The sequence below is a fragment of the Alphaproteobacteria bacterium genome, from assembly GCA_041396705.1.
In the GTDB taxonomy this organism is placed as follows: domain Bacteria; phylum Pseudomonadota; class Alphaproteobacteria; order CALKHQ01; family CALKHQ01; genus CALKHQ01.
In genome coordinates, this window is record JAWKYB010000024.1 from 17,861 (window position 1) to 30,125 (window position 12,265).

The 12,265-nt window shown below is 68.3% G+C and carries 10 protein-coding genes; 5 read left to right on the forward strand and 5 right to left on the reverse strand.

Annotation, left to right across the window (positions count from 1 at the left end; all coding sequences use genetic code 11):
* Positions 1-40: 40 nt before the first annotated feature.
* Positions 41-1,405 carry a hypothetical protein gene (locus R3F55_24485; protein MEZ5670534.1) on the forward strand — a complete coding sequence of 455 codons (1,365 nt, stop codon included), beginning with the start codon at positions 41-43 and terminating at the stop codon, positions 1,403-1,405.
* Positions 1,406-1,566: 161 nt separating this feature from the next.
* Here R3F55_24485 and R3F55_24490 read toward each other — a convergent pair whose 3' ends face one another.
* From R3F55_24490 to R3F55_24510, 5 genes are all read right to left on the reverse strand, one after another.
* Complete coding sequence (locus R3F55_24490) at positions 1,567-1,830, reverse strand: hypothetical protein (GenBank protein MEZ5670535.1); 264 nt, start codon at positions 1,828-1,830, stop codon at positions 1,567-1,569.
* Between the two features lie 285 nt (positions 1,831-2,115).
* Complete coding sequence (locus R3F55_24495) at positions 2,116-2,589, reverse strand: Gfo/Idh/MocA family oxidoreductase (protein MEZ5670536.1); 474 nt, start codon at positions 2,587-2,589, stop codon at positions 2,116-2,118.
* Positions 2,586-3,830 carry an MFS transporter gene (locus R3F55_24500; protein MEZ5670537.1) on the reverse strand — a complete coding sequence of 415 codons (1,245 nt, stop codon included), beginning with the start codon at positions 3,828-3,830 and terminating at the stop codon, positions 2,586-2,588. The genes R3F55_24495 and R3F55_24500 overlap by 4 nt, the downstream gene beginning before the upstream one ends.
* A 282-nt stretch (positions 3,831-4,112) precedes the next feature.
* Positions 4,113-5,789, reverse strand: a complete 1,677-nt coding sequence (locus tag R3F55_24505; protein ID MEZ5670538.1) for a methyl-accepting chemotaxis protein — start codon at positions 5,787-5,789, stop codon at positions 4,113-4,115.
* A 315-nt stretch (positions 5,790-6,104) separates the two neighbouring features.
* Entirely contained in the window at positions 6,105-9,593 is a 3,489-nt protein-coding gene (locus tag R3F55_24510) for a hypothetical protein (protein MEZ5670539.1), read from the reverse strand.
* A 350-nt stretch (positions 9,594-9,943) separates the two neighbouring features.
* On the opposite strand from R3F55_24510, the gene R3F55_24515 reads away from it, so the two are divergent.
* The 4 genes from R3F55_24515 to R3F55_24530 all read left to right on the forward strand — a co-directional run bounded on the left by R3F55_24515 (position 9,944) and on the right by R3F55_24530 (position 12,265).
* Positions 9,944-10,222: an aminotransferase class I/II-fold pyridoxal phosphate-dependent enzyme gene (locus R3F55_24515; protein ID MEZ5670540.1), complete on the forward strand. Its 279-nt coding sequence runs from the start codon at positions 9,944-9,946 to the stop codon at positions 10,220-10,222.
* A gap of 109 nt (positions 10,223-10,331) precedes the next feature.
* A complete protein-coding gene (locus tag R3F55_24520; protein ID MEZ5670541.1) occupies positions 10,332-10,745 on the forward strand; it encodes a DegT/DnrJ/EryC1/StrS family aminotransferase in 414 nt (137 codons plus the stop codon).
* Between the two features lie 277 nt (positions 10,746-11,022).
* Positions 11,023-11,184, forward strand: coding sequence for a hypothetical protein (locus R3F55_24525; GenBank protein ID MEZ5670542.1), 162 nt, complete (start codon positions 11,023-11,025; stop codon positions 11,182-11,184).
* 844 nt (positions 11,185-12,028) lie between these two features.
* A complete protein-coding gene (locus R3F55_24530; protein MEZ5670543.1) occupies positions 12,029-12,265 on the forward strand; it encodes a hypothetical protein in 237 nt (78 codons plus the stop codon).

A 12,265-nucleotide genomic window follows, 5' to 3' on the forward strand; every position in this document is an offset into this window, starting at 1 on the left:
GGAAGCCGGATCGGGTGAAGCGGTTCAGGAGCGGCCGGCGGTGACTCATAGCCTCAAAACCCGCTTCGTCAAGGGGCTGGGCGGGCAGGCGCTGGTCCAGCCGATCAACATCCTGATCCAGCTGGCGACAGTGCCGCTGCTGCTGCACTTCTGGGGCGTCGAACTGATGGGCGAGTGGCTGGTGCTGACCGCCATCCCCGCCTATCTGATGCTGTCCGACCTGGGCATCATCTCCGCCACCATCAACGAGATGACGATGGAAGTGGCGCGCGAGGACCGGCCGCGCGCGCTGGGTACCTTCCAGTCCAGCCTGCTGATGCTGGGCGGGATGAGCCTGGTGCTGGTGCTGGTGGCCGGCCTGTTCGCCTGGGCCGCGCCGATGGCGCAGTGGTTCGGCTTCGTGCACCTCGGCAACGGCGAGGCCGGGCTGATCATCGCGCTGCAGATCGCGCTGGTCGTGCTCGGCATCCAGGTCGGCCTGGTCAACGCCGGCTTCGTCTGCGAGGGCGCCTACGGCCTCGGGACAATGCTGATGGCCGGTATCAGCTTCACCAACTTCTGCCTGCTGGCCCTCGCCGCGGCGACGGGCCTGGGCCCGGTCGGCGCCGCCGCACTGATGGTCGGCGGCGAGGCGGCCGGGCTCGCCGTGATGCGGCTGCGGCTGCGCCGCGTCGCGCCATGGATCGCCTACGGCCGCCGGCATGTCACCGCGGCGCGGGTGCGCGAGCTGCTCAGGCCCGCGCTCGGCTTCGTCGTCTACACGCTCGGCCAGGCGCTCAACATCCAGGGCATCCTGCTGGTGGTGGGCGCCGTGCTGGGCCCGGCCGCGGTGACCGCGTTCAACGCCATGCGGATGATGACCCGCTTCGTCAACACGCTGCTCAGCGCCTACTATTCGACCGTACGGCCGGAGATCGCGATGGCCTATGGCAAGGGCGACACCGCGCTGATCCGCCGGCTGCACGAGGGAGCGTGCCAGGTGGCGCTATGGCTGGCGCTGTGCGCCACCGCCGGCTTCGCGCTGCTCGGTGCCTGGTTCATCGACCTGTGGACCCACGGCAAGGTGGCGCTCGACCCCTGGCTGTTCGCCGGGCTGCTGGCCGCGATGCTGTGCTACGCGCTGTGGTTCGCCAGTTCGATGGTGTTCTACGGCACCAACCGCCACCATGGGATGGCCCGGGCGCTGGTGGTTGCCAACGCCGTCTCGGTGGCGATCGCCGCGGTGCTGATGCTGCTGATCGGCCTGCCCGGCGCCGGCATCGCCGCCGCCGCGGCGGAGGCGGCGATGCTGGCCTATGTGCTCAGCCGGACGCTCAAGGTGCTGGACGAGCCGTTCGCCCGCTGGATCGGCGCGGTCGCCCGCCCGCCGATCGGTCTCGTCCGTCAGTTGATCGGCCGCGCCTGACCGGGCCGCGCAGCCCGGATAGGGCGAAGCGACATCCGGGGGGCTCACCGACACGCCGCCCACCTGATTGCGCTGCGCTTCATCCGCTGAGGCCGCGCCGAAGCCCGCAGCCCGAGAGGGCGAAGCGACATCCGGGGCCTGCGGTCTCGGCTGCGACGGTCTCAGGTCTTCTGGATGTGGGCCCAGACCGTGTCGAGATAGTCCTGGGTCTGCGCGGTGGCCTTGGCATGGGCTGCGGCGGCGCGGTTCGCATCCGGCTTCGCCACCAATGCGGCGAAGTCATCGACCATCAGGATCTCCTGGCCGGCCTGTGGAGCGATCTCGACGAAGCGGCTGGTGCCGCGCCCGCCGGTGCCGGCGATCTTCTGGTAGCCCAGCTTCGCCGAAGGGTCCTTGAAGGCGAAGCTGTTGTTCCAGTCGAGCACGAAACGTCCATGCGGACCACGCCCCTGGTGCCGTAGAGCTCGAAGTCCATCACCGCGGCGCCGACCGCATAGCCGGAGCTGAAGGCGGCGGTCTGGCCGCCTTGAAGCCGACCAGGCGCGGTCAGCAGCACCAGCGCGCCGGTGCCGGGGTCGCGCTCGGTGGGTCGCCACGGTGGCAATCGGGCCCTCCGGCAGCAGATACTCCACCGCCGCGCAGCGAATACCACGACAGGTCGCCCAGCGTGCCGGTCGGCTCCAGGCTCGGGTCGACCCGGATGTTGCCGCTCATGTCGTCGAACGGAAGTAGAAGGCCGTGGCCAGCGACAGCGGCTTGCCGACCTCGTCCGCCATCGCCTTCTTGATCGCGATGGTGCGCGGGTTGTGCACGAAGTGGGTAGCATCCATGAACAGCAGACCGGCGGCGGCGGCGGCCTCGCTCATCCGTCTGACCGAGGCGGCACTCATGAACGGCTTGTCGACCAGGATGTGCTTGCCGGCGGCCACCGCGCCCAGCGCGATCGCCTCCTTCGCCACCGTCGGCGTGGCGACATAGACAGCGTCGACGTCATCGCGCGCGACCAGCGCCTGCCAGCCCTCGACCCCGGCGGTGCCGGGCCGCGACGCGACGAAGGCGTCGGCGGTCGCCTGCCTGCGGCTGGACACGGCGGCGAGCGTGCAGGACTGCGACCTGGCGATGGCGTCGGCGATGGCGCCGGCGATGAAGCCGGTGCCGACAATTCCGAATCTGAGCTTGCTCATGGGTCCGTTCCCCTCGACCTATTGGTGTTTCCCGGCCCCTTCATAGCAGAAGCCGCGCCGCCGCCAACGGCCTCGCGCGCCGGCTTTTGCGCAAGCGAGCGGCGCGCCAGCAGCATGGCCAGCAGCGGCAGCGGCATCACCGCGACGAAGCTGGTCTGGATGCCGTGGTCGGTGGCGATCAGCCCGAACAGCGGCGGATAGGCGAAGCCGATCGCCGTCTGCACGGTCGACATCGCGGCCACGTTCTCCGACGCCGGCCGGTCGCCCAGCCGCGCGGCGGCGGAGAAGGCCTGCGGATAGACCGTGCTGATGCCCAGCCCGATCAGGAAGAAGCCGGCCAGCGCCACGGCGACCGACAGGCCGCTGGCGACGGCGACCAGCCCGACCAGCGAGACCGCCGCCATCGCGACGGCGACGCGCACCGGGCCGTGCCGGTCGACCCAGCGGTCGGCGAGAAAACGGCCCAGCGTCTGGGCGGCGATGAACGACGGCAGCGCCAGCGCCGCCACCCAGTCGGCGGCGTCGAACACGTCGCGCACGAAGATCACCGACCAGTTGCGCGCGCTGCCTTCCAGCAGCATCCCCGACAGCGCGAAGGCGATGATCAGCAGCACCGCCGCCGTCGGCAGGGCGAGGCGCCGGGCCGGCCCGGACCGCATGTGCGCCCGCGGCGGGCTCGGCGCATAGGACCGGGCCAGCGCGCATGCCGCCGTCGACCACAGCAGCAGCATCGCGACGAGATGCATGAGCGGGCTCAGCCCCAGCGCAATCGCGCCGGTGCCGATCAGGCTGGCGGTGAGGAAGCCCAGGCTCCACATGCCGTGGCAGCGATTGATCAGCCGGCCGCCCGTCGCCGCCTCCACCCGATCCGACTCCACATTCATCGCGATGCTGGTGACCGTCAGGCCGATCCCGAACAGGAACAGCGCACCGAACAGGGTGGCCACGTCGACCGCGAGCGCCGCCAGCACCGGCCCCAGCGCATAGAATGGCAGGCCGACCAGCAGCATCGGCCGGATGCCGCGACGCTCGATCACCGGGCTGATCAGCAGCGAGCCCAGCAGCACGCCCGCCGGGATGCCGACGATGGAGATGCCGAGCGCGGATTCGGTCAGCCCGACCCCGCGCTGGATCTCCGCCAGCCGGGAGAACAGGCCGGCCTGGATCAGGCCGTGAATCGCGAAGATCAGCGCAATGGCGAGGCGGCGCGGAACGCGAGGGCGCAGAATGGCGAGGTACAAGACGAGCGAATCCGGACCGCGAGCCGAGCCGACTCAGCCGCACTCGGTGATACGGGGCGCGGCATTCATGCCGGGACGACCTCAGCAACTGCAACCGATATTGTCCGCCCGGATGTCGGTCACCAACATGGCGTGTTCGGTGCCGGCGGGTATCGTCAGCCGCATCCCGGCAACTCAGGCGATGCCCAGACAACCGCACCGGCGCGAAGCCGTGTGTCCATCCGCCAGCACGCAAAGCGGCGCACTGACGAGATCGGCACGAATCGTCGATGGTTGTTCCGGCTACGCGGCGCGAACGCTGGTCAGGAACTGTGCAACCTCTGTCGTAAGCGCATCCGCATGCCTCGCCAATATGCCGCTGGTCTTGAGAACATTCTCGGCGGAGCGCCCCACGTTCTCAGACTTTTCGGACACGCTGCCGATGTTGTCGGATACTTCCAGTGTCCCTTGCGCAGCGTTGTTGATGCTGTGGGCGATTTCCAGGGTTGCGGAACCCTGCTTCTCAACCGCGGCCGAAATCTCGGATGCGATGCTGCCTACCTCGGCGATGATGGCGGAAATGCGCTCGATCGCGCTGACGCTGTCGCCCGTGATCTTCTGCATGTCGGCAATCTGCGTGCCGATCTCCTCGGTCGCTTTCGCGGTCTGGGTGGCAAGGCTCTTCACCTCCGACGCCACAACAGCGAAACCCTTGCCCGCCTCACCGGCCCGAGCCGCTTCGATCGTGGCATTGAGCGCCAGCAGATTGGTCTGTTCGGCAATAGCGCTGATCAGGCTGACTACATCTCCGATCCTTTGCGCAGCCATCGCCATGCCCTGCACCGTTTCACTGGTCCGGCTGGCCTCGTCGACGGCCTTGCCGGTGATCTGGCTCGACTTCTCCACTCGGCGCACGATCTCATTGACCGATGCCGTGAGTTCCTCCGCGGCGGCTGCAACACTCTTCACACTGTCGGCGGCCTGGTCGGACGCGCCGGCCACGTCCTGAAGGCGGCGCGCAGCATCCATCGAATCGGACGACATCATGTTGGCTGCATCGCGCATCTCTTTGGCAGAGGCTCCGACCGAGGACAGGGCCTCCTGCGAACTCTTCTCAAACGCGCCGCACAGTGCGACGAGTTTCTTCGACTGCTCGTCCCTGCGCTCCTGATCTTCGGCATTCGCCCGCTCGAGCCTGCGCTTTTCAAGCGCCGCGTCCTTGAGCACCTGCACCGACGATGCCATCTGCCCGATCTCCGTCGCGGCGCCCACCCATGGAATCTCAACATTGAGATCGCCGCCGGCCAGACGCTTCATTGTCGACGACAAACTTGTCAAGGCCGCGACGACACTACGCGTGACAAAAAACATCAAAGGTAATAGCAGAGCCAACGCAATGACTAAAGCCGCAATCGTTGCATGCGTCGCGGTCGAAATTGCGCCGTTGGCAGCATCAAGTTCCGCATGGAGTTGCGCCTCGCCGGCGTCGGCCACGAATGCCAATGTTTCCGCAACACGCTCGCCGGCTCCATCAATTACATCGTCCAGCCGTGCGAATTCCTCGTCCCCAGCATTGGTCTCAATCAGCCGCGGGAGATCGACCTCCATCGCTGCACCGACCTCGTCAAGATCTTCCGTAAACGTTGCCAATGTATCGGTAAAACCGACCGCCTCTGCAACAGAGCGCAGCGCAGGATAGTTTATGCGAATGAATGCTATGTTATTGTGAATTATCTCGGCGCGCTCAGGCTGAATCGCACCTTCCGCCTTATCGATGATGCTGTCCATCGCGGCTAGCACCATCTCGACATTGGCCAGCCGCATCTCAGCCACACGAGCGATCTCAGTGCTCAGCACGTTGGCGGATTCAGCGCGTTGCTGGACGATCGTGCCAGCGATCAGCTGAATGCCGCCCAGCATCGTCAAGCCCGCGGCCGCAGAGACGGCCATCAGAATCATCCGCTTCCTGATCGTCCACATCGTATGCGCTCCATGCGTTCGCCGAGACGGATAAATCTTCGACACGGAGCACTAATTTCGGGTAAAAACTAAATAGAATGCCGAGTTCTCGACAGCCACGGCTTGGTGAAAGCCGTGGTCAATTGGTTTCCGAATTTCTTGAGGCATCGTGACAGCATGTGCGGGCGCGCAAGACCTCGATGCGGGAAATCGATATGCTTGCTGCCGATCCACGGTATGTGACACCCGCGCCACTGGGCAGAACCTGGTCGACGCCGGTCCATGCGGCGCTGCCGGCGGCCCGCCACACGACCGGGACGGTGAGCTGCGACGACCTCAGCCGCCGCAGCCGATGTCCTCAACATGGATGTCCGTCAATAGCATCGCGTATTCTGCGCCGGCAGGTGTCATCATCTTGATCTCGGCGACACCGGCGTTGCCCGGACGACCGTACCACAGCGAAGCGATGCGCCCGTCCGCCAGGACGCAAGGCGCTGCGTCGCCCTGGAACTGTGGGCTGATCGGTACCGGCGGCGTATCGGGTGCCAACCGCCAGATGCCGTCCGTCCAGCGCGACTCGAAGACGATGCTGCCGTCGGGCGCATAGTCTGGATGGTGCAGCGCACCGCCGGGCGCATAGCCGGGCGGCGCGTCGGCCGGCGTCAGCACCACCCGGAAGGCGGAGCCGTCGGTCGCCGCCTCGCACAGCGCCGTGCCCTCGACGCCGTAGGGCTGGTCGCCGCAGTCGAACACCACCCGCGCGCCGTCGGCCGAGATCGCTGCGGTGTGGTTGTAGGCATAGGGCGAGTCCCCGGTCAGCAGCACCGGCTCGCTCCAGCGCCCGCCCGGCCCGTCGGCCACGCGCGCGACCGCCCACAGGTCGGTCGGGTGCGGCCCGGCCGCCGGATACACCACCAGCCCGCCGCCCGCCGCGATCGCGCCGAAGCCCTCGGGATGGACCACGCCCGCCGGCGTGCGCACCGCTTCGCCGGCCGAGAGGTCGGCCGCGGCCACGGCCAAGCACGGCCAGCCGGCGCACTCGGGATCGAAGCGCTGGGTGCCGAGCAGCAGCCATTCGCCGTCGGGCGCGATCCCGATCCAGTCGTCCGGCGCCTGTCCGCCCGCGGCGTCGAGCGCCAGCGTCACGTCCGCGGCGGTCGCGCCCGCCGCCGCGTCCTGCCGCCACAGCCGTCGCGAGCCCAGCGCCTCGTCATATGTCTCGAAGACGATCGTGCCCGCGCCGGACGCCGCCGCGCTGCTGCCGGCGGTCGCCGCCGGCACCCCGAACAGCCCGCCCGGCCGCGGCGCGTCCGGCGCCGCCGACGTCACGTTCGCCGGCACCGCTGCGGAGGCGCTATCGGGTGCTGCACCGGGGCCGGGGGCCGCACCAACGGCGCCGTCGCTGAACGCCAGCGGCGGGGCATCGATCAGCGCCGGCAGACTGCCGACCAGCAGCACGCCGCCGGCATCCGCCTGCAGCGCCGTGCCCGGCGCGACGATCACCGAAACACCGCCGTCTCCCTTCTCGACCGCCACGTCGTAGCCGCCGCCCGGCGCCAACCCGGCGACCAGGTGCGTCGTCGTGCCCGCCGGCGCGGTGTAGCGCAACCGCTCCGGCGGCGCCCCGAGCGCGACCGGAAACAGCACCGCGACGCCGCCGACGGCCGCCCCCGCGAATGCGCCGTCGTCGCTTTCCAGCGCCACCGGCATCGACACGGCCGCGCCGCCGTCCGCTCCCTGCAGCACGTGCAGGAAGCGCGTCTCGCTTGGATCCCCCGGCGCTTCGACCATCAGCTTGAACCGCATCGGCTCGCCCAGCGCCATCGTGTCGACCGGCGCATCCACCGGCGCGACCACCGGTTCCGCCCCGGCCGGCAGCAGCGTGTCGACCACCAGCCGCTGTCCGTCGGCGGTGGTCATGACGGTACGCGAGCCGTCGACCGCGGCGTCGGCGGGGAAGTTGAGCCAGAACCGCTTGAACCGCCCAGCGGTGCGCGAGGCGGCGCGGTCGTAGACCACGATCGTGTCCGGTGCCAGCCAGGCGATCGACCGGCTGGCATGGGCGATGTCCATCGCACCCTCGTCAGCCGAGTTGTACAGGTTGGTCGCGTCGCCGGTGACGTATGCGAAGCCCGGCGCCACGCTCAGCGCCAGGATCGTCGGATCGCCGGCCGCGACATACTCCCATTGCGAGCCGCGCAGGTAGAGCTGGCTGCGATAGTCGCCGGGTACGTTGGAGTACGGTTCGTCGTTCTGCAGCGCCAGCGTGTTCTGCTGGTCGGAACTGGGGTAGTAGAAGTCGTCGCTCGGGTCGTCGTCGCCGTACTCGCCGCCATAGCCGACCAGCCCCTTGGTCAGCCATTCGCCGTCGCGGTAGAAGCCGAAGCCGTTGCCGTCGCCGAACTGGTGGTCGATCGAGATCCAGCCGAGCCCGTAGGTGAACCAGCTCGCGTCCTCGTCCCAGCCGGTGCGCACCGACAGCCGCCCGATGCCGGGCGCGAAGTGCATCGTCGGCAGCGCCGGCCGCGGGTCCGCCGCCGCCGGCGCCTCCGGGTCGAACAGCATGAAGTAGAGGATGGCGGTCAGCAGCGACGAGCCACTGGCGTAGAACACCCGGTCGACCGCCAGCATCTCCTCCCCGCCCATCGGCGTGTGGGTCTCGATCCAGCGGATCGCCTCCAGCCGCGCCTCGTTCCCGCCCGCCTGGTCGTACAGCGCCAGCGGCCCGAGCAGCGCGATCATGTCGGGCGCCCAGTAGAGCTCGCCGTCGCCGAACCAGAACGGCTCGTACACCGGGCCCCAATATTCGTAGCCCTCCAAGAGCGTGGTGCGCGGGCTGAGGGCGTTCAGATGGGCGGGGATCACCGCGTCCCAGAACGGGTTGTCGTCCAGCAGCACTTGCGGGCCGAGGCGCGCCGGGTCCTCGACCCCGGCGGTCCTGAGCGCGAGGTGGAACTGCGCCACATAGGCCAGCGCCTGCGGGCTGTACTCGAACCCCTCCGGCGCCATGCCGCCGGCGGCATCTGTACGCAAGAGCCGGTCGGTCATGTAGAGATGCGCCCCGGCCGCGACCCCGGCATAGGCGCCGAGTTCCCCGCCCGGGTCGTCGGCCGGGTCGAGCGCGAGCGCCATCAGCCCGAGGTTGCGCATGTGCGAGGTGAAGTAGTTGTTCCCCGCCCAGCGCAGCGCCAGGCGATCGGCGACCAGCGCCGGGTCGTTAATCAGCCCGACCGGCGTCGGGTGGTTGTAGCCCTCGGTGACGATCTCGTCGGCCCAGCGCAGGAACACCCGGCGGATCGTCGCCTTGTCGTCGGCGGACAGCGACGGGTAGATCCAGTCGACGGTCAGCGGCCAGGCCTCGCCCCACCAGCGCGCACGGTCGCTGAACGGCGCCATGAATTCGGGATCGCGGTAGGGTTCGCCGGCCGCCGGCCCCTTCGCCGCTTCGCGGATCATGTCCATCAGCAGGGTCCGTGCCCGCGCGGCATAGTCCGCCCGCGCCGCCGGGTCCGGATCGACCAGCGACAGGAAGGCGAACAGCTCGGCATAGCTTTCGGTCGGATAGGCCTCCCAGTAGCGCTGGCCGGTGTCCTCGCCGGGCACCCGGCCCTCGTCCATGTCCGCCTTCATCCGCTCCGCGAGCGGCGCCAGCCCGTCCCGCCAGATCGGATTGTCGGCGGTCGCCCAGGACCGCAGCCGCGGCAGGTCGTCGGCCGTCAGCCAGAGGCGGGGATGGTCGGCGCGCGGCGCGACCGGGTCGTCCGGTTGCGCCTTGGTTGCGGCGATGCCGGAAAGCGCCGCGACCAGCGCGACGAGCAGCAGCATCCATAGGCGACATCGGCCGGCATCCGGCTCACGTGACGGCATCGCGCAGGACATCGGACCAGCCCTCTTTGGCACACGGTTTCCTGCCCGTGCCCGCCACCCGGAAAGCTTGCCACAGCGGCAGGGCGGCCACAATCGCCCGCCGCAGAGGCCGCGGCGCCACGTCAGCCGACGCACGTCCCGCAGCGCGCCATCGCTTGCCCGATCCCCCGCCGCCATGGCACGCTGCGCCGCACGTGGAACCCGGTTGGCGCCGCCCGAAGCCGCGGCGGCGCCCAAGCAAAGGCCTCAGCCGGAAGCCCGTTCCGCGTCGCCAGGAAATTCCGCGCATCTTCGGGGAGGATTCGGCCATGTACATCGTGGGCGAGGAAGAGGTCGAGGCGCTCGCGCAGGTGGTGCGGTCGGGCGCCCTGTTCCGCTACGGGGTCGGCGGCGAGTGCGACCGGTTCGAGAAGCGCTATGCCGAATGGCTGGGCACGAAGCACGTGGCCCTGACCTCCAGCGGCACCTTCGCGCTGACCGCCTCGCTGATCGCGCTGGGCATCGGGCCGGGCGACGAGGTGCTGGTGCCGGCCCATACCTATATGGCGACGGCGACCTCGGTGCTGGCCGCCGGCGCAGTCCGGTGATCGTCGACGTCGACGAGGTCGATCACCATCGACCCGGTGGCGGTCGAGGCCGCGATCGGCCCGCGCACTCGGGCAGTGATCGGTGCACATGGGGGGCACGGCCTGCGACATGGACGCGATCATGGCCGTGGCCGGCCGACACGGCCTGCACGTGCTGGAGGACACATGCCAGGGCGTCGGCGGAGGCTACAAGGGCCGCAAGCTCGGCACCATCGGCCACATCGGCGCGTTCAGCTTCAACTTCTACAAGAACATGACCGCCGGCGAGGGCGGCGGCGTGTGCACCGCCGACGACGCGCTGGCGGAGCGGGCGCTGCTGCGCCATCGACCCGTGCCATTTCTACTGGACCGGCCGCGAGAAGGACCAGAAGCCGTTCGCCCACAACGGCGGGCGGGCGTCAAGGCTGGTCGGCGCGATGCTGAACGTGCAGCTCGACCGCCTGCCCGGCATGATCGCCGCGATGCAGGCGGAGCGGCGGACGATCCTGGACGGCGCAACCTTCCCCAGGCAACCTCGGGCTGAAGGTGGCGAATGAATGCGCCCGACGACGACTGCGCCGCCCACGTGTTCCAGCTGCCCACGGCGGAGGCGGCCAGGACCTTCGTCTCGGTGTTCCCCAATGTCATCGCCGGCAAGACCGGCCGCCACACCTACACCGAGTGGGACCAGGTGTTGATGGGCGAAGGCGCCGGCCACCCGGCGATGAACCCATACAACATGGACGCCAACCGCGACTGTCGCCGCGCCTATGCGAAGGACATGTGCGCCGCTCGCTCGACATCCTCAACCGCACACGGTGATGGTGCCGACCCACCCGAAGCACGGCCCGGCCGAGATCGAGGCCATCGTCCACAACATCGACGTCGCCGCCGGGTGGCTGGGCGTTATGGCCCGCGCAAACGCCGCTGCACCAAAAGCCGACCCGCTCGACGCGCAGAAGTTCGACATGACGGTGGACTAGCGGGGCATCTGGTTTGTGAACGGTACGAAGACGATGAGCCGGCCGCGGGCGGATCGTGTAAGGTCCGCCCGTCAATGCCGCGTTACTGGTGGGTCAATCACAAGCAGACGCACCGTCAGGAGATTGACGGGCGATATCTGTGGTCGCCCTAAGCGCCTAAGCAACGGCAGGCGCAATCAGTTCTACGTCCCAGCATGCGCCGGGCGGCGCCAGGTGACTTCGTGTTGTCATATGCGGGCGGCACGATCGCCTATGTTGGGCGTGTCACCGAGTTTGCGTTTACCGCACCGAAGCCAGAGGAGTTTGGCACCACCGGCGGCTGTTGGAGCGACGAGGGCTGGCTGCTGCCGGTTTATTGGACGCCTCTCACTACGCCCGGTTCGCCCGAAGGCGACTGTTCGAAACGCTTCGCCCTCTGCTGCCTTGATACGCGCCAATCAACGCCTCAACCGGCGACGGCTTACAGAATGCCTATCTGGCCGAGATCCCCGAAGAGATGTTCGCTGCAGATGACGGCTATGCCGCACTACAGCCCCGAATTGCTGGCACGCGGTGGGGCGAATAGTCTCGGCTTTGACATAGTCAAAGGAACGCCTGGAAGACGCAGTCGAAGCCGCCCTTCGGGTGGGACTCAGGCCTGAGCGAGACGCAACGTGAAAGCATCATCCAGGCACGTCGCGGGCAAGGCCGGTTTCGGCGCGAAGTCGCTGCTGTGGAGCCAACTTGCCGACTGACAGACATTACAAATCAAACCTGTTGATTGCCAGTCACATCAAGCCTTGGCGTCTGTGCCAGACCGCCGACGAGAGATTAGACGGCATGAATGGCCTGATGCTGACGCCGGATGCCGATCATCTATTCGACCGCGGCTATATCAGCTTCGAAGATGGCGGCCGCGTGCTGGTTTCAGATCCGGGTCGATCGTGAGGACCTACGCAGGCTGGGTTTCGAGCAACTGGCATGGCAGCGCTTTGGCTTTGCAGAAGCACCGGCCGTGTGGAATACGGGCAAGTTCACCGACCAGCAGTCCAGATATCTCGCGTATCATCGAGAAGCGGTGTTTGTGAGCGCGCCGATTTGA